At 31.4% G+C, this 17,756-nt stretch carries 18 protein-coding genes; 6 read left to right on the forward strand and 12 right to left on the reverse strand.

From position 1 onward, the window contains the following. Nucleotides 1-4 precede the first annotated feature (4 nt). Both FDN13_RS05780 and FDN13_RS05785 read left to right on the forward strand, forming a co-directional pair. Nucleotides 5-1,672, forward strand: a complete 1,668-nt coding sequence (locus FDN13_RS05780) for an ABC transporter permease (protein ID WP_168190090.1) — start codon at nucleotides 5-7, stop codon at nucleotides 1,670-1,672. Between the two features lie 4 nt (nucleotides 1,673-1,676). Further along, nucleotides 1,677-2,603 carry an ABC transporter ATP-binding protein gene (locus tag FDN13_RS05785; RefSeq protein ID WP_138979328.1) on the forward strand — a complete coding sequence of 309 codons (927 nt, stop codon included), beginning with the start codon at nucleotides 1,677-1,679 and terminating at the stop codon, nucleotides 2,601-2,603. 101 nt (nucleotides 2,604-2,704) lie between these two features. On the opposite strand, the gene FDN13_RS05790 is transcribed toward FDN13_RS05785, so the two are convergent. The 10 genes from FDN13_RS05790 to FDN13_RS05835 form a co-directional block, all read right to left on the reverse strand. After that, entirely contained in the window at nucleotides 2,705-2,899 is a 195-nt protein-coding gene (locus FDN13_RS05790) for a 4Fe-4S binding protein (protein WP_138979329.1), read from the reverse strand. A gap of 118 nt (nucleotides 2,900-3,017) precedes the next feature. After that, entirely contained in the window at nucleotides 3,018-3,269 is a 252-nt protein-coding gene (locus FDN13_RS05795; protein ID WP_138979330.1) for an MFS transporter, read from the reverse strand. A 15-nt stretch (nucleotides 3,270-3,284) separates the two neighbouring features. Then, nucleotides 3,285-3,533, reverse strand: a complete 249-nt coding sequence (locus tag FDN13_RS05800; protein WP_138979331.1) for a hypothetical protein — start codon at nucleotides 3,531-3,533, stop codon at nucleotides 3,285-3,287. An 8-nt stretch (nucleotides 3,534-3,541) separates the two neighbouring features. After that, on the reverse strand, nucleotides 3,542-3,910 hold the full coding sequence (locus FDN13_RS05805; protein ID WP_138979332.1) for an SHOCT-like domain-containing protein: 369 nt from the start codon (nucleotides 3,908-3,910) through the stop codon (nucleotides 3,542-3,544). 13 nt (nucleotides 3,911-3,923) lie between these two features. Beyond that, complete coding sequence (locus FDN13_RS05810) at nucleotides 3,924-4,286, reverse strand: DUF2089 domain-containing protein (protein ID WP_138979333.1); 363 nt, start codon at nucleotides 4,284-4,286, stop codon at nucleotides 3,924-3,926. Nucleotides 4,287-4,632: 346 nt separating this feature from the next. Beyond that, complete coding sequence (locus tag FDN13_RS05815) at nucleotides 4,633-7,347, reverse strand: calcium-translocating P-type ATPase, SERCA-type (protein ID WP_138979334.1); 2,715 nt, start codon at nucleotides 7,345-7,347, stop codon at nucleotides 4,633-4,635. A gap of 897 nt (nucleotides 7,348-8,244) precedes the next feature. Continuing rightward, nucleotides 8,245-8,424 (reverse strand): FmdB family zinc ribbon protein, encoded by a 180-nt coding sequence (locus FDN13_RS05820; RefSeq protein WP_138979335.1) that lies wholly within the window; start codon nucleotides 8,422-8,424, stop codon nucleotides 8,245-8,247. A gap of 594 nt (nucleotides 8,425-9,018) precedes the next feature. Continuing rightward, nucleotides 9,019-10,149, reverse strand: a complete 1,131-nt coding sequence (locus tag FDN13_RS05825; RefSeq protein WP_138979336.1) for an ABC transporter permease — start codon at nucleotides 10,147-10,149, stop codon at nucleotides 9,019-9,021. A gap of 1 nt (nucleotide 10,150) precedes the next feature. Beyond that, nucleotides 10,151-10,936: an ABC transporter ATP-binding protein gene (locus FDN13_RS05830; RefSeq protein WP_138979337.1), complete on the reverse strand. Its 786-nt coding sequence runs from the start codon at nucleotides 10,934-10,936 to the stop codon at nucleotides 10,151-10,153. Nucleotides 10,937-10,946: 10 nt separating this feature from the next. After that, on the reverse strand, nucleotides 10,947-12,047 hold the full coding sequence (locus FDN13_RS05835; protein WP_138979338.1) for an HlyD family secretion protein: 1,101 nt from the start codon (nucleotides 12,045-12,047) through the stop codon (nucleotides 10,947-10,949). 300 nt (nucleotides 12,048-12,347) lie between these two features. Here FDN13_RS05835 and FDN13_RS05840 point away from each other — a divergent pair, with 300 nt between their 5' ends. Both FDN13_RS05840 and FDN13_RS05845 read left to right on the forward strand, forming a co-directional pair. After that, nucleotides 12,348-13,172 (forward strand): 5'-methylthioadenosine/S-adenosylhomocysteine nucleosidase, encoded by an 825-nt coding sequence (locus FDN13_RS05840; protein ID WP_138979339.1) that lies wholly within the window; start codon nucleotides 12,348-12,350, stop codon nucleotides 13,170-13,172. Continuing rightward, complete coding sequence (locus FDN13_RS05845; RefSeq protein ID WP_138979340.1) at nucleotides 13,144-14,157, forward strand: SPL family radical SAM protein; 1,014 nt, start codon at nucleotides 13,144-13,146, stop codon at nucleotides 14,155-14,157. Before FDN13_RS05840 ends, FDN13_RS05845 begins: the two co-directional genes overlap by 29 nt. A 15-nt stretch (nucleotides 14,158-14,172) precedes the next feature. Here the strand turns inward: FDN13_RS05845 and FDN13_RS05850 are convergent, their stop codons facing one another. Then, entirely contained in the window at nucleotides 14,173-14,850 is a 678-nt protein-coding gene (locus tag FDN13_RS05850) for a TVP38/TMEM64 family protein (RefSeq protein ID WP_138979341.1), read from the reverse strand. Nucleotides 14,851-14,866: 16 nt separating this feature from the next. After that, nucleotides 14,867-15,745: a nucleoside hydrolase gene (locus tag FDN13_RS05855; protein WP_138979342.1), complete on the reverse strand. Its 879-nt coding sequence runs from the start codon at nucleotides 15,743-15,745 to the stop codon at nucleotides 14,867-14,869. 183 nt (nucleotides 15,746-15,928) lie between these two features. On the opposite strand from FDN13_RS05855, the gene FDN13_RS05860 reads away from it, so the two are divergent. After that, nucleotides 15,929-16,603, forward strand: coding sequence for a TIGR04283 family arsenosugar biosynthesis glycosyltransferase (locus tag FDN13_RS05860; protein ID WP_138979343.1), 675 nt, complete (start codon nucleotides 15,929-15,931; stop codon nucleotides 16,601-16,603). 10 nt (nucleotides 16,604-16,613) lie between these two features. Continuing rightward, on the forward strand, nucleotides 16,614-17,756 hold the full coding sequence (locus FDN13_RS05865) for a (Fe-S)-binding protein (RefSeq protein WP_138979344.1): 1,143 nt from the start codon (nucleotides 16,614-16,616) through the stop codon (nucleotides 17,754-17,756).

Consider the following 17,756-nt stretch of genomic DNA (forward strand, 5'->3'; position numbering starts at 1 on the left):
TTGTATGATTAGCTATAGTAATGAAAGGGTATCTTACAAAGATACCCTTATTTCGAAATTAAAAGAAAATATAATATTTATTCTTTTATATGCAATAATAATAACCTTTATATTATGGCCAATAATATCAGTAATTTTAAACAGCATATTTATAGATGGGCGTTTTTCTCTTGAGGCCTATAAACAGCTGACATTAAAGAGCACAAAACTTTTGTACAATAGCTTTTTAGTAGCAGCTTTATCTACTTTTTTTGCAATAATCATATCTATAATTATTGCAATTTATATGACACAAATAAAAGGCATTTTAAAAAAATTTATATATATACTTTTACTTATAAGCATGATATCCCCACCCTATGTAGACTCTCTTTCCTTTATAATACTTTTTGGTAAAAGAGGGCTTATAACCTATAGAGTTCTTCATCTTCACTTAAATCCTTATGGTTTTATTGGTATTGTTATTATGGAAACTTTAGCCCATATTCCAAGGGCAGCACTTTTAATAATTATAGCAATGAAGTCAATAGAAAAGAATTTAATTAACGCATCAAAAGATTTAGGAGGAGACGACCTTAGCACATTATTCTCAATAGTTATTCCTATGGCAAAGTCTAGTATTATAGCAGCCTCACTTATATGCTTCGTTACAAGCCTCTCTGACTTTGGTACACCTATTGTAATAGGAGGAGGATTTAATGTTTTAGCAACGGAAGCATATCTTAATATAACAGGGGTTAGCAATATACCCTTAGCCTCAGCTATGAGCATTTTTTTACTAATCCCTTCTCTTATTTTGTTTATAATTTATAGGAAACAGATGATGCAAAATAAAGTATATTCCTATCAGATAGTTGATTCTTCAAACAGCTCTGAAGCAAATAATCTTAATTTGCCAATATATATTAAATCTATTATCATATTTATTACTTTCTTTTTTGTATCAATAGTAATTTTAAAATATGCTACTATTTTAGCTGGAAGTTTTGCAACTTTTAATAGTGGAAAGGTTGGCTTTACACTCGATTATTTTAAAGAAATAGACAGGGCAAAACTATTAAGTTTTAAGAGAAGTCTTTACTATTCCTTCACGGCTGCAATAGCAGGAAGTATAATAGGAATACTACTATCTTATGTAGTTGAAAGAAATAAATTAAAAGGGGCTGCATTTTTAGATTTTACAGCAACTCTTCCCTATATGATGCCGGGAACCTTGTTTGGAATAGCGTATATTTTAGCTTTTAAAAATCCTCCTTTAGTACTTATTGGTACAAGCTCAATAGTTATTTTAAATTGCATTTTTAAGCAGCTTCCAATGAGCTCAAAGGCAGGTTCTGCAGTTTTAAGCCAGCAAAGCCCTGAAATTGAAAACGCTGCTAAAGACTTAGGTGCAAATAACTTTTACATGCTAAAGGATATAATATTCCCTATACTAAAGCCTGCATTTGTAACAAGCTTTGTTAATATTTTTTCTTCAACTATGGTAACTATAGGTGCTTTAATATTCCTCGTTTCACCTGGCAAAGAGGTTGCAACGGTTCAGCTCTTTAGTGCAATAAAAGAAGGAAATCTTGGAGTTGGATGTGTTTTAGCAAATATGATTATATTTGCTACTATAATAATAAACCTTTCAGTTTCATCGCTTTTAAAGCTACAATTCTCCAAGGAGTGATATAATGTTTGTAAACATTAATAATATAAGTAAAAGATACGGAAATAAAACAGTAGTTGATAACTTTAACCTTAAAATAAACAAGGGAGAATTAATATCAATTCTTGGGCCAAGCGGCTGCGGGAAAACAACTACTCTAAAAATGTTAGGCGGTTTTTGTGATGTAGACAGTGGGGAAATTTTTATAGACGGCGTAAATATTACAAATCTTCCTCCTAACCTAAGACCAACAGCAACGGTTTTTCAAAACTATGCTCTTTTCCCTAATATGAACGTTATTAAAAACGTAATTTATGGGCTGAAATTTAAAAAGATTAGCAGGCAGGAGGCTTTAAAATTAGGAGAAGAAATTCTAAAAGTAGTAGGGCTTTCTGAATATAAGAATTTTGAAATAAATAAACTGAGCGGAGGACAAATGCAAAGGGTTGCCCTTGCAAGAGCACTTATTCTAAATCCTAAAGTGCTGCTTTTAGACGAGCCTTTAAGCAATCTTGATGCAAAGCTTAGAGTAAAAATGAGGGAAGAAATAAAGGATATTCAAAATAAGTTTGGTGTAACTATGATTTTTGTAACCCACGATCAGGAAGAGGCATTGAGTATATCAGATAGAATTGTTGTAATGAATGAAGGAAAAATTGAGCAGGTAGGAACGCCACAGGAGATTTACAAAAATCCATCGAGCATATACGTTGCAGATTTTATAGGCAGAATTAATTTAATAGAATTAGATGGTAAAAAGGAAATCCTTCGCCCAGAGCAATTCATAATAAATAGAGAAAAAGGGCAATTTGAAGGTAAGATTCACAGCAAACAATTCAAGGGAGCCTATACTACCTACTTTATAAATTCAAACTTAGGCAAAATACAGGTAGATAGTTTAAATGACGAAAACTTCTCCGTTGGAGATAAGGTTTATTTATCAGTAAAATAAAATATTTAAAGGGCAGATTTCATCTGCCCTTTATTGCTGATTGAGTTTTTTAAGTTTTTTGTTTGCAATTATTGCCTTAACATCAGCAGCTTATTTTATTTTCATATTTTTAGGGCGCCATGAGGACAAACATTGACGCACTTTCCACAGCCCACACATTTTTCTTCATTTATTACTACATTCCCTGAAAAGAGACCTGTCTTTTTAAATTCTATGGCAGCAACTGGACATACTCTTTTTGCTGCACAAAATGGTGAACTGTCGCATCTATCCTTTAAAAGCTTTACCTTTTTCATATTATCCCTCCTTCTATATACCCCCATAGGGTATATAGAAATTATATACGCTTTTAAATCTAATGTCAAGATGAAAAATGCTAAGCCCAATACTATTAAGAGTTTTTAAAATTCTTATTCATAGAACCATATATGCAAAAGCACCTGCAAAGGGGCTTAATACTATGTTAGGAACTGCGTTTACAGCAAATAAAGTCTCCATCAAAAGTTTTGAGCCTGTTAATTCATATACCATCCAGGCATAGGCAATTGCATCAATTGAATCTCCAAATCTTGATATTGAGTAGGCTATCAGCTTAATCATAAAGCTTTTATATTGAAGCAAATCCTTTATCCCTACATTATTTCTTTCAATTGCGGCATTTTCCATAAATTTCACCCCAAATCATAACCATACTTCAACTTCTGTCCCATCGGCAGAGTGAACATCTACTATTTTAAGTCCTTTATACTCTTTTAAAATATTAAAGGATTGGTTTAGTAAATCGAAATCGATAGCTTCAATATATTTTGTAATTTCCTTATTAAAAGTTTCCTTCTTTATATATACTTTAAGTGCTAACTTGGCAAATGCCATTGGAATATAAATTGGGACTTTACATTTTAACCCCTGGGTTTTTATCATAATCTTCATATAGCCACCTACTCTATGCTAATCTCAACAATATCTCCCTTATCTGATTTGATATCAACAATTTTACCCTCTAATCCTGAATCAATAGCTCCAATAATTTCGTCAAAATCAACATCCTTTAAGCTCTCATTTTCAACTTCAATTGGAAGTTTTTTAGTAAGTTTCAATACAGATTTTACAAACTTCACTGGAATAGTTATATTTACATTGTCACCTTTCTCAGATAAAACTTTTACTCTTAACATTTTTTGATTATTATTTTTTACTTCAGGTAGTGCTTCATTATTTTTTAAAGCATTAATTATCTCTGCAGCTTTTTCTGAGCTAATCTTTCCTTCCTCAACCATCTTTAAAACTCTTATAATCTCATCACTCATTTTAAAAACCCCCTTATTCATTTAACATTTTTATAGCATCATCAGGTGATATCTCACCATTTTCAAGCATATTAATAATATCGCTTTTGTTTGAGCTTTTTTGTTTTGGAATTGAATATCCAAGGGCCTCAATCACATCGTCAAGCTTTGCCCTGACCGTTGGATAGGAAATTCCAAGCTCCTTTTCAACATCTTTAATATTTCCTCTGTTTTTTATAAACACTTCAGCAAAATATAGCTGCTCACTATTTAAATTCAAAAAACTTGTAAGTTCAAAATCGTTTTCAATAATAGTGTTGCATTTTGAGCATTGAAGCCTTTTAACTCTAAGGCTTGAGCTGCAAACTGGGCATTTTGTGATTAGTTTATATGCCATATTTTTCTACCTCCTTATTTACAGTATAATATATATGTTTAATTATTTCAATATCTATATTAATTTTTTTAATAATTATCTAGATATATTTTAATTATTTTAATTTAAATTTTAATATTTGATTTTTGTGGGCAATTCTCAATGCCTCAGGTGCCACCTAATGGTAAAAACAAAATATGTCTTTTTGGGGGACGGTTACTTATTATCTATACTCAGTTATTATTAATCCTCCCCCCTATATCAAAAATATTATATCTTGTGTTAAATAAGTAACCGTCCCTATATGTTGACAAGCTATCGTCATATTAGGGCAACTAAAAAAAGGCTGCGATTTGCAGCCTTTTTCTTATCTATATATCTTTCTTTTTATAACCTTGTAAATTTCACCGGATACAAAGGGTATTGCACAGAACATTAAAATTACCGTCCAATCCCAAAGGGTAAGATATACTGTCTGGAATATAGGTCTTAAGAATGGAATATAAATTACAGCAAACAAAAGAAGTAATGAGAAGATAGATGCATATACAAGTATCTTATTTGTAAATACGCCTATCTTAAATATAGTGAACCTTTCTGAACGGCTAGAGTAAGACCTTATAAGTTCTGCCGTAATCAATGTTGCAAAGGCATAGGTTCTTGCAAAGCTTAAATGTTCTGGATTCGTTAAATAATCTGGATATCTATTAAGTCCTATAAAATAAGCACCAAGAACAGCAACAACAAGTGCTATACTTTGAACCGCAATTCCTATTATCATTGATCTATCAAGTATTGGCTCCTTTGCACTTCTTGGCTTTAAGTCCATAATATCAGGCTCTCCCTTTTCTGTACCAAGGGCTAATGCTGGGAAGCTGTCAGTTACAAGGTTTAGCCACAAAAGCTGTATTGGAACAAGTGGAGTTGGATATCCAAAGAGCATGCTTAAAAATACAATCAGTATCTCACCAACGTTGCAGGATAACAAGAAAAATACAAACTTTCTTATATTGCTATATATTATTCTTCCTTCCTCAACAGCAGAAACTATGCTGGCAAAGTTATCATCAGTTAAAACTATATCTGCTGTTCCCTTTGCAACATCCGTTCCAGTAATCCCCATAGCAACCCCTATATCTGAACGCTTAAGGGCCATAGCATCGTTTACTCCATCGCCGGTCATAGCAGCTATGTGGCCATTCTTCTTTAGAGCATCAACAATTCTTACCTTATGTTCAGGAGAAACCCTTGCATATACGCTTGTTGTTTCAACTCTTTTTATAAGCTCTTCATCGGACATATTATCAAGTTCATGACCAGTTAAAACACCGTCACCTTCATTCATAAGCTTTAAATCCTTTGCAATTGCAACTGCTGTATCCTTATAGTCCCCAGTTATCATAACCGGTTTTATTCCTGCACGTCTACAAAGGCTTATTGAATCCTTAACTTCAGTCCTTGGTGGATCAATCATGCCCATAAGCCCTACGAATATCATATCCTTTTCTATAGTATCAGAGGATATTATTTTAGGCATTTCACCATACTCTCTATATGCAAAGGCAAGTACACGAAGGGCACTTTTTGCAAAGCTACTGTTTGCCCTTTTTATTTCATTTCTCATATCATCATTTAATTCTACAACTTTACCATTTAAATGAATCTTAGAGCATCTATCAAGTACAATATCAGGTGCACCCTTTGTAAAAGATACTATACCTTCTATGAATTCCTCATGAAATGTCGTCATCATCTTTCTATCTGAATCAAAGGGAATCTCCCGAATTCTTGGATATAAATTATTAAGTTCACTTTTTAAAAGTCCTGCCTTCTCCCCAACTACTATTAAGGCTCCTTCAGTAGGATCTCCTACAATTCCAAACTTACCATCATCTTTTTTGCTTAAAGATGCATCACTGCACAAAGTTCCAATTGAAAATAAAAGCTTAAAATCAGGAATTTCTAAAACGTTTATCTTTTCTCCATCTTTTATAAAATCCCCTGCAGGATTATAACCCTTTCCTGTTACATCTATGAATTTTCCACCTGAATAGGCCTTTACAACTGTCATTTCATTCTGGGTTAGTGTTCCAGTTTTATCAGAGCATATTACATCAACACATCCTAAGGTTTCAACAGCAAGAAGCTTTCTAACGATTGCATTTCTCTCTACCATCCTCTTCATTCCAAGAGCAAGAACAATTGTAACAACTGCAGGAAGCCCTTCCGGTATTGCCGCAACTGCAAGACTTACGGCTACCATAAACATCTCAATTAAAGAACCTCCCCTTATTATCCCTTCAGCAAAAACAACAGCACATATACCAAGGCAGGCAATTCCAAGCCATTTTCCAAGCTGGTCAAGCTTTTGCTGAAGAGGAGTCTTTTCATCCTCTATATTTTGAATTTTATCTGCTATCTTTCCAATTTCTGTTTTATGGCCTGTACCTACTACTATACCTTTTCCTCTTCCATAAGAAACTGTAGTACTCATATATGCCATGTTAGCTCTGTCTCCAAGGCTAACATCTTTATCTAAAACTTTTTTTGCATCCTTCTCAACAGGTACTGATTCACCAGTTAAAGAAGATTCTTCTATTTTAAGATTATGGCTCTCAACAATTCTAATGTCAGCAGGTATTATATCTCCTGCTTCAATTATTATAACATCCCCTGGAACAAGCATTTTTGCAGGAAGCACTTGAACTTTACCATCCCTAAAAACTTTAGCATTAGGCGATGACATTTTTTTTAGAGCCTGAAGTGCTTTTTCTGCCTTTCCCTCCTGCATTACTCCTAGTATTGCATTTATAATAACTATCGCAATAATTACTATTGAATCTGTTATCTCTCCCATAGCAGCTGATACAATACTTGCAGCAATTAAAATAATAACAAGAAAATCTTTAAACTGATCTAAAATTTTTTGAAAAAGCGATTGCTCTTCCTTTTCTTTCAGTTCGTTATAACCATATTTTTCAATAAGATCCCTTGCCTTATCTGATGTCAAACCAACTGAAAGACTTACAGATAGTTCCTTTGATATCTCGTCTACAGTTTTGCTGTGCCAATTATTTTGCATTTTTATCCTCCTCTATTAAATTTATGTATTGCCTTTATATAATATCATAATATATAATTATTTTCAACATGTTATGCGTTATTTTATACCACATATAAAAATTTTAAATTTTATTTAGTTTATTATGCATTTTAATAAGTTCAATATGTAAAGATGTAATTTGTATGTTTAAATAGAAAGAATATAAAAATCTTAAAGGTTCTAACTTATTAAAATTGATGAAGATATTATAACCCTTCTAAGGGATAGCATTACTAAAAACAAAAAAATTATACCAACTTTATTAGCATTAGCGTTTAGTGGGGACAGTTATTTATTTATTAACTTATAAGAAATAATATTTAACCAATCCTCAAGCTATATATATTTTAAATATCCAAAAAATTCTAAAGCCTGTAACCTTCTTCGATTACAGGCTAATAATAAACATATTTCATTATAAATTTTAAATTAGCGCTTGAAAATTTGAAAGTTTCAATTCCAACATGGTCCGATTAAAACTCAAAAGAAATATGTTGGGAAGGGGAGATATTACCTGTTTCAATTCCAACATGGCTCGATTAAAACCCGTTGCGGTAGCCTTGATTTTCAAGGCCTGCTAGGGTTAAAATATAAAAATTTCGCTGTAAACCTCCAGTCGTTAAAAGTGGACGGGAGGTTTACAAACTTTTTTACTCATTATTGATATTATACAATCATCTGTTTAATTTAATAAACTTTTTTAAAGAATTTTATTTAAAGAATAATCCAACCACGGTTATTTTCCTCAGCAATGTCATCCGGAGGAAAAATCCCAGAGAATTATACTCTTAAGCTACTTGGAAAAGATACTTTACAGTCCTCAATTTATAAATTTCTCAATAATAATTTAAAGGCACCGCCTTTTTAGTGAGAACCTCATCCACAGCTGCTTTTATGCGATACTGGTACAGATGAGGATGAATTTAATCTGTGTGGTAGCTTCTTTTCTACCTTATTGCTTTTGCATTTTGGACAAGCAACCTTTTCATCCGCAGTTCTTACAAGCTCCTCAAAAATGTTACCGCATTCAAGACATTTATAATTAAAAAGTGGCATTCTCTCACCTCCGTATACCCTATATGGGTATATTATATAACGAGGAAAATTTAAAATCAATATGAGCATAAATGCCAATTCAATTAAACATAATAAATAAAATGCTTTATGCTCAGCTATACAAAATTATCAACTGAATTTTTCTCCCTACCTATTATGCTTTTAGATAGCCACTTCTTTTCCCAGGAAGAAAAGATTATAACGGAGTCCTCGTCTGACTTTATAAGCTACAGACAATCCGAGGGACGGTTACTTATTTCATACACGATATCTGCAAAATTAAGGGGACCATCCATAAAATATTATGTTTATTTAATATAATAAGTAACCGTCCCTCCTGTTCCTCCTGTTACTGTCATCTTTGACAACCCACAAACTTTTTCATCCATTCGTTGTGACTATTGCTTAGTCATGGGGTGTTACTTATTATATTAAATAACTATGTTATTTATTATTTCTATGCACTCCCCATATTTCATATAGAGTGTATCTAAAATAAGTAACCGTCCCGGGAGTTGTCCTATAAAAAAACTGCCTGTAAAGGCAGCAATAAAAGTTTTCTCCAATCTCCGGTGCCTGGCACCATATTGATATTTAATCTATGGTCTTTTTGAATTTTTTTATCGTTATTAACACTATAAGAACTGTCAGCACAAATAAAGAAATCATATTTTTATATAAAAGGTCTATGCCTATACCTTTAACTATTATTCCTCTTAAAATCTCAAGAAAATATGTTATAGGAAATACGTTTCCAATATAATATATTATTTTAGGCATTGATTCTCTGGGAAATATAAATCCTGAAAGAAGTATACTTGGAAGAAGTATTGCAAAAGCTGCCTGCATTGCCTGAAGCTGCGTTTTTGCAAAGGTTGATACTAACATTCCCATTGCTAATGCAGATGTTAAAAATACTATTCCGAAAAATATTAGCAACAAAATGCTTCCCTTTACTGCCACAGAAAATATTAAATATCCAAGAAGAACAACAAGTAAAAAATCAATAAATCCTATAATAATATATGGAATTAACTTTCCAACAATAAGCTCAATAGAAGTAACAGGAGTCATAATAAGCTGTTCTATCGTTCCTCTTTCCCTCTCCCTTACCATTGAAAAAGCTGTCAATATAACAGTTATATTTTGAAGAATCAGCCCTATTATCCCAGGTACATTAAATAATGCACTTTTAAGCATAGGGTTATATAAAACCCTCGGCCTTGCATCAACTGCTGAGGCTGCAAATTCTTTCCCCATTCTATTTAAACCTACTTCATTAACTTTAACAGAATAGTCATTTGCAATCATAACAGAATATGCCGCAGCTGTCCTTGCTACTGAGGGATCAGAACCATCAACAAGTATTTGGATCTGTGAGGTTCCACCTCTTCTTATATCTCTTGCAAAGTTATCTGGAATAACAAGCCCAACTTTAGCTTCACCTGCTCCTATTATTTTTTCAACTTCATTATAGGGCTCAACCATTTTATATATTTTAAAATAATTAGAATTTGCATATTTAGTAATAAGATTTCTGCTTTCTACCGTTTTGTCTCCATCATATATCACAAGCTTTACATTTTTAACATCGCTTGTAACTGCAAATCCAAATAGAATAAGCATCATTACAGGCATTATAATAGCTATAGCAAGGCTTGCCTTATCTCTTTTTATATGAATAAATTCCTTTTTAGTTACAGCAATCATTCTCTTTAGATTCAAATTACTCAACCTCATTTCCCAGTGACTTTATCTCTCTAAAGGAAGAAACAACATCCTTGTTTGAAAGCTCTTTAACATATTTAATAAATATATCCTCAAGATTGTCTATTCCATGTTCTTTATACAACCCTTCTGGAGTATTTATTGTTATAAGTCTACTGTTATAAATAAAACCTATTATATCACATGTTGAAGCCTCGTCCATGTAATGAGTTGTAACAAGAGCTGTAATGCCCTCATTAACAAGCTGATGAACAAGCTTCCAGAATTCCCTTCTTGATACTGGATCAACACCTGCAGTTGGCTCATCTAAAACAAGAAGTTTAGGTCTGTGGATAAGGGAGCAACCTAAAGCAAGCCTCTGCTTCCATCCACCTGATAATGTCCCTGCTAATACCTTTTCTTTACCTTTTAACCCTGCCATTTCAATTAATTCTTTTTTTCTATGTTGAAGCTCATCTTTATTTAAGAGATATATACTACCATAAAAATCAAGATTTTCTTCTACAGTTAGATCCTCATATAGGCTAAATTTTTGGGACATATATCCAATATTTTTCTTTATTTTTTCAGATTCTTTTCTTATATCATATCCTAAAACTGTACCTGTACCTGTCGTTGGAGTTAAAACTCCACATATCATCCTAATTGTCGTAGATTTTCCTGAGCCATTGGGACCTAAAAAACCAAAGATCTTGCCCTTTGGTATATCAAAGGATATATTATCTACTGCGATTAGGTTCCCAAACTTTTTTGTCAGGTTTTTTATTGAAATTGCATAATCCATTTTATCACCTTCAATTTAAATAAACATCCATCAGCATGCCTGCCCTTACTAAATCAATACTATCTATAATCTTAACCTTTACTTTAAAAACAAGCTTTGTCCTATCTTCCTTAGTTACAATATTCATTGGTGTAAACTCTGCTTTATTTGAAATATAAATTATTTTTCCATTTATCTCTTTATCCTTAATAAAATCACTTTTTAATTTTACTGTCTTACCTAATTTAATCTTTGTTAAATCTTTTTCTGAAACATAAATGTTTACATACAGATTATTCATATCTAAAATAGTAGCGATAGGACTTCCAACATTAACAAATTCGCCTTTTTTAAAATTTACTGTTTCAACAACTCCATTTATAGGAGATTTTATTACAGTTTTATTATAATTTATATTTGATAATTCCTGTGACTTTTCTGCCTGATTTAAATTAAGCTGTGCAGAAAGTTTTTCGTTATCTGTGGCACCGTTTTTCAGCAGATTCAACTTTTCCTTTGCAGCTATAAGCTGGGATTTAAATGAATCAAGCTGTGCTTTTGCATATTCAACTTGCTGTTTAGCATTTTCATATCCAATGTAGGCTGAATCATATTGAAATTTTATTGAATCCAATTGACTCTTTGAAATCGCATCATTATCATATAAACTTTTATTATCTTCATATACTTTTTTATAATAATCCAAATTCTTTTTTGCAAGATTTAAGTTGTTTTCTGCTTGTTTTAAAAGAACCTCACCTTGGTTAATTTGTGCTTCAAATTGTTTTACTACAGCCTCCTGTACATTTATTTCTTCTTGTCTTGTACCATTTTTAAGATTTTGAAGCTCATTTTTTGCACTTTCCTTTGATATATTTGAAATATCTAATTTTATTTTACTTTCACTATCATCCATACTTGCTATTATGTCACCTGCTTTTATTGTTTGTCCTTCCTCAACATTTATATTTTCTATATTGCCTTGTATCTGTGATGAAACATTAACTGTCTCTGCTTCAACAGTTCCATAGTATGTATTCTCACTTACCTTATTTGCATAAATCTGCTTATATCCAAAGTAAGTTAAAATAGATATCATTAAAATTACTATAATAACTTTTTTCCTATTCATTTTATCACTCCTGTCTTTGCATACTTCTCCACTCTCCGGTGCCTGGCACCGTATTCAGGCACCGTATTCATAAATATTATACTCCAAATTATATCCACCTTTAAAGGCTCTGAAGGACGGTTACTTATTATTCATATAAATATATTTTCTCTACTCTCCGGTGCCTGGCACCATATTAATTTGATATGTTATAATATTTTAGAGCATAATAGGAAAGGGACGGTTACTTATTATGCATACAAGTATGTTTTCTCCATTCTCCGGTGCCTGGCACCATATTGATAGGAGGAATGCCATATTATGGTGTTTATAGTAACAGCATTGATGTTAGAAGCTTCTCCATTAATTGAATATTTCTCTTTAAAGAAAGACATGAAAATAAATAATTATCAGGTATATAAAAACTCAGATATTGCCCTTGTTATAAGTGGTGTTGGGAAAATAAAGAGTGCAATGGCAGCTATATATCTTCTATCTACCTTTAAATCTAAAAAAGAAGATATACTAATAAACATAGGATTTTGTGGCACAAACAGCTTAAAATATGCTCTTGGTGAGCTAATTGCAATAAACAAAGTTAAGGATATGGACACAGGAAAGGACTATTATCCTGACGTTTATTTTGGTAAAAATATTCCTAAGGAAACACTATGCTGCTCATCAAAACCTATATTTAAAGAAGATTATAAAGAAGATAAAGATATGCTCTTTGATATGGAATCAGTAGGCATAATGGAGGCCGGACAAAAGTTTTTATATACACACAATACTGTAATATTAAAAATAATATCTGATTTTTTAACCCCAAAGGATTTAGATAAGGAAATGCTTAAAGATTATATTAAAAATAATATACCCTACATTGTTGAAATAATAGATGAACTTAAAAATCTCAATGATTCATCAAAAATATCTTTTGAAGAGGAAGAAAGAGCAGTAAATTTGCTCTGTGAAAGCCTTAACTTTACAGAGGCAATGAAAAAAATGCTCTTTAAGGAAGTAAAAAAATCAAAACTTAAAGGTTTAGAACCTCTTAATATCTTAAATGATTTTTCATGCAGGGAAGTTAAAATTAAAAAAGAAGGGAAGAGAGTTTTTGAACAGATTATTGAAAAACTCAAATAAATATTTTTTTCATTCTATTTATATAGAAGAGGGTGCTTTAAATTATCCTATTACTAAGAATATTATAGAAAAATACTGTAATTCTAATTTAATAATCATAAAGCACTACAAGGATGTTTTCAACCGAACAAATCAAAATTTTTCTGTTCAAAAGCAAAATCAGTCCCTTATATTAGCTGTAAAAAGTAAGCCCTTTGTGTACAATGGGCCTGATGTATGCCAAAACTTCGGTTATTCTAATTTTTACTACACATCCTTTTTGCTAAACTGCATATTCGACTGCGAATACTGCTATCTTCAGGGAATGTATCCCTCTTCTAATATTGTAGCCTTTGTAAACATTGAAGATTTTAAATCAGAAATTAAATATATAACTTCAAAAGAATCTGTTTTTCTTGCAGCCTCTTATGATACGGATTTAATAGCTTTTCACAACATAGTACCTTATTTAGACTACTTCTATGATTTTTTTAAATCTTTACCAAACCTTTTAGTTGAAGTAAGAACTAAAAGTGCTAACGAGAGTTTTTATAAAACCCATAAAGCAATAGACAACCTTATTGTAGCCTTTACCCTCTCTCCTGATGAGATAATAAAAAAGTATGAGAGAAGCACTCCATCATTAGATGCAAGGATAAAGGCTGCAAAAACTGCAATATCAATGGGCTTTAAAGTCAGAATATGTCTTGACCCAATATTTGTAGGTCCTGATGTTGACTCTTTTTATGAACCTTTTTACAATTATCTGTTTTCTCAAATAAACCCAAATGATATTTTAGATATAGGCTATGGATTTTTTAGAATGTCTAAGGATTTTTTCAAAAGAATAGAAAAAATAAGGCCTAATTCACTGCTTTTTTGTGATGATTACAGCCTTAAGGACGGAGTTTTATCATATCCTTCTAATCTTCAAGAAAAAATCATGAAAAAGCACTATGAAATTCTGACAAAATATATAAACGAAGATAAAATATTTTCTTTATAAAGTTATACAGTCAATTTATTTATTATTTTTCTCATTCCAGATTTTTTTAGCAACGAATATAATAATGCTAAATGCAAACAATATCATAAGCCCAAAAACAAAGGTTTTAACACTTCCTGTAAGCATTCCTCCCACATAGGAATAAACTATTGTAGCTGGAAGCTGTCCTATTCCTGTTGCAATAAAAAAGGACAAAAAATCCATAGTTGTAAGGCCTGCTGCATAGCTTACTATATCAAAGCTTACAAAGGGGAGAAGCCTTGCAACAAGAACCGCATATTTACCGTATTTTTCAAAAAAAACATCTACGCTTTCAAGGGCAAATCTGCTCGTTAACTTTTCAACTGCATCCCTTCCGTAAAACCTTGCAATATAAAAACAAAGAGCTGCTCCTGCCATTGCACTTGACCAAGATAATATTGCACCTTTAACCCATCCAAATAAAGCTGCATTGGCAAAGGTTATAACAAAGGCTGGCAGGGGGGCTGCTATAGATTGAAAAACCATAAGCAAAAATGAAACTATAGGTGCCCATATTCCAAAGGATAAAATATATTCCTTTACAGCATTTACATTAAATGTGCTCAAAATTAAAATAGCATGCTTAACTGCTCCTTGAAATGAGGGGACAAGCAAAAAAATTGATACAGCAATAATTAAAATCAATATTTTAATAATACTATTCTTCTTCATTCATTCAACCCCATATTTATAAGTTTTTAATATTACACCAGCTCTTAATTAATATATCATTAAACTTTTTTAAATCCTTAATTTTTAATGGAATTCTTACAAAATATCCATTATCTCCATCACTTTTTATATTTATAAATCCATTTTTTAATTCCTCTAATTGAGGATATATATTAAAAGTTTTAGTTTCATAAAGTTCTGGATTGGTTATATAAAGTGCTGCTGCACAATCCCAGTTGCAAAATCCCTTAAATCCAAAGCTTTTATAGATTAATTCATACCATCCCTTAATATTTTCATTAATAAAATCTATTACTTTATCTCCCTTTATATCTATTAACCTTTCTATCTCTTCTTCACCAAACAAAGCCTGAAGGCATGTATTTCCTGTTAAAATAGTAATATCCGCATTGGAAGTTAAAACGCTTAAAGAGGCTTTATAATCGCAGGAAAGATTTAACTCATCGATTTTAACACCGGAAATTATTAAAGGCTCAATAACCCCTCCCATTATAACTATATTTTTAAGATTTTTATAAAACTCATTATCATAAAGATATGCTTCATATAGATTTGTCATTGAACCTGTTGCAAGAAGTGTTATTTCACCTTTATATTTTCTTGCCATATCTGCAAGATATATTGCAGCATCAGATACTTTATCACAAATTGTATCATTCCCTTTATAAATTGGTATATTTTTTATGCCTAAAGCATTAAACATTCTGACTGTATTATCATAAACTTCCTTTGTTGAGCTATTTCCATGGGTTAAGGTAACTCCCTCCAATATTACATCTTCACATCCTAAAAGATATAATAAAGTAAGCCCGTCATCAACATCTTTACCTAAAAGCCCCATGGTATTGTCGCAATCATAAATTATTCTATGCATTTTACAACCTCCCATAACACCTGTTAACATAATTATTATCTATAAACAGTATATATGCAGCAATAACTATTTGTATTGCAAATGATTACTGCTTATACTATTTAATAATCAAATAATGATATATCAAATAACTAAATTTATATTATAATCTTAATACTAAAAATAAAAAGCATGGTGTCAAATATGGTATCTATAATAATCCCAGTATTAAACGAAGAAAAAAATATTGAAAAAATATTAATACAGCTAAATAATTTAGAAATTTCAAAGGAAATAATTGTTGTAGACGGGGGAAGTACAGATAACACTGTCTTAATAGCTTCAAAGTATGCAAAGGTTATATCCTCCCCAAAGGGAAGAGCTAAGCAGATGAACAATGGAGCCTTAATTTCAAAGGGGGAAATACTTTGGTTTTTACACTGTGATTCCAAAATATCAGAAGGCTCAATTGAAAGCATCGAAAAAGCAATAAGTAAAGGTTATGACGCGGGATGCTTTTCTTTATATTTTTATGATTACAGCTCCCCTTTTTTAAAATATATATCCTACACATCAAACTTAAGGGCAAAGTATTTAAAACTTTATTTTGGAGATCAAGGGATATTTATTAAAAGAAGTGTATTTGAAGATATTGGAGGCTATAAAGATATACCATTAATGGAAGACTTTGAGCTGTCAATGAGGCTTAAAAAGAGAGCAAATACAGTTGTTTTAAAGGATAAGATAGGAACATCAGCAAGAAGGTTTATTGAAGGTGGACCTTTTAAAACCTTTTTATTAATGCAGTATATAAAGCTTTTATATATTTTAAATGTACCAATAGAAAAAATAGCATCTATATACAAAGATATAAGATAAGGAGTATAAAATGGGAAAAAAATATAATATGCTTTGTGATAAAACAGCTAAGGATATTAAAAACAAATGCTTAGACTGCAGATTATGCATGAAGGGATGCCCCATGCTGAATGAATACTGTACATCACCCTTAAATTTATTTAAGGACATTTCTGAAGATAAACCCTTAAAAGCAGAAATTCCCTTTTCATGTACGCAATGTGGCTATTGTTTTAATGTTTGTCCTTCTAAAATACCTCTTGATAAAATATTTTTATCCCTAAGAAGTGCACTTTGTGAGGATAATAAAGGCATTCCCCCTGTTAAAGGATACAGCACAATAAAGTATCATCAGAAAAATAGTTTTTCAAAAATATTTACTGCATCATCAAATTCACTAAATAAAAAATTTAATAATGTATTTCTTCCAGGGTGCAGCCTATCATCATATAACCCTAATCTTATAATTAAAACCTACAACTATTTAAAAAAAGTTTATAATAACGATATAGGGATATTATTAAAGTGCTGTGGGAATCCTACCCATTCTATGGGACAAAAGGAGCTTTTCAATAAATATTATTCCCTTTTGATTAAAGATATAGAAATTATGGGGGCTAAAAATATAATAACTGCCTGTCCCTCATGCTATAATACAATATTAGAAAACAGCAAAGATTTAAAAGTAATATCAATTTGGGAAGTCATAGCCAAAAATGGAATTAAAGATTTTAAAAGGGCAGAGGATATTGAAAATTTTGCCCTTCATGATCCTTGCCCTACAAGAGGCTACCCTCAAATACACAAAGCAATAAGAGATATACTATTAAATTTAGGATATGAATATGAAGAGTTTTCCTATTCTAAAGATAAAACACTTTGCTGTGGAAACGGAGGAATGATAGGGGTAACTAATAAAGATTTGTTTAAAAAGCAGGTTTTTAAAAGGGCCTCAATGGCAAGCTCTGAAGTAATACTTTCCTACTGTGCAACCTGTGTTAATTCTTTTGCTTTACCTTACAAAAAATCAATTCATATTCTCGATTTGATTTTTTATGATGGAAAAGGAAAATTAAAATATAATTTAAAGCCCTTAAGCCCACTTAAGGGCTGGAAAAACAGGTTTATATGCAAAAATCTTATTTTAAATTCGATAAAAGGGAAGGAAGATTAA

Source organism: Caloramator sp. E03 (assembly GCF_006016075.1).
GTDB lineage: Bacteria > Bacillota > Clostridia > Clostridiales > Caloramatoraceae > Caloramator_B.

Bases quoted from the DNA above. Each gene is read 5' to 3' on its own strand.
- FDN13_RS05780 (WP_168190090.1), top strand. From the start codon at position 5: ATGATTAGCTATAGTAATGAAAGGGTATCTTACAAAGATACCCTTATT.
- FDN13_RS05785 (WP_138979328.1), top strand. From the start codon at position 1,677: ATGTTTGTAAACATTAATAATATAAGTAAAAGATACGGAAATAAAACA.
- FDN13_RS05790 (WP_138979329.1), bottom strand. From the start codon at position 2,899: ATGAAAAAGGTAAAGCTTTTAAAGGATAGATGCGACAGTTCACCATTT.
- FDN13_RS05795 (WP_138979330.1), bottom strand. From the start codon at position 3,269: ATGGAAAATGCCGCAATTGAAAGAAATAATGTAGGGATAAAGGATTTG.
- FDN13_RS05800 (WP_138979331.1), bottom strand. From the start codon at position 3,533: ATGAAGATTATGATAAAAACCCAGGGGTTAAAATGTAAAGTCCCAATT.
- FDN13_RS05805 (WP_138979332.1), bottom strand. From the start codon at position 3,910: ATGAGTGATGAGATTATAAGAGTTTTAAAGATGGTTGAGGAAGGAAAG.
- FDN13_RS05810 (WP_138979333.1), bottom strand. From the start codon at position 4,286: ATGGCATATAAACTAATCACAAAATGCCCAGTTTGCAGCTCAAGCCTT.
- FDN13_RS05815 (WP_138979334.1), bottom strand. From the start codon at position 7,347: ATGCAAAATAATTGGCACAGCAAAACTGTAGACGAGATATCAAAGGAA.
- FDN13_RS05820 (WP_138979335.1), bottom strand. From the start codon at position 8,424: ATGCCACTTTTTAATTATAAATGTCTTGAATGCGGTAACATTTTTGAG.
- FDN13_RS05830 (WP_138979337.1), bottom strand. From the start codon at position 10,936: ATGGATTATGCAATTTCAATAAAAAACCTGACAAAAAAGTTTGGGAAC.
- FDN13_RS05835 (WP_138979338.1), bottom strand. From the start codon at position 12,047: ATGAATAGGAAAAAAGTTATTATAGTAATTTTAATGATATCTATTTTA.
- FDN13_RS05840 (WP_138979339.1), top strand. From the start codon at position 12,348: ATGGTGTTTATAGTAACAGCATTGATGTTAGAAGCTTCTCCATTAATT.
- FDN13_RS05850 (WP_138979341.1), bottom strand. From the start codon at position 14,850: ATGAAGAAGAATAGTATTATTAAAATATTGATTTTAATTATTGCTGTA.
- FDN13_RS05855 (WP_138979342.1), bottom strand. From the start codon at position 15,745: ATGCATAGAATAATTTATGATTGCGACAATACCATGGGGCTTTTAGGT.
- FDN13_RS05860 (WP_138979343.1), top strand. From the start codon at position 15,929: ATGGTATCTATAATAATCCCAGTATTAAACGAAGAAAAAAATATTGAA.
- FDN13_RS05865 (WP_138979344.1), top strand. From the start codon at position 16,614: ATGGGAAAAAAATATAATATGCTTTGTGATAAAACAGCTAAGGATATT.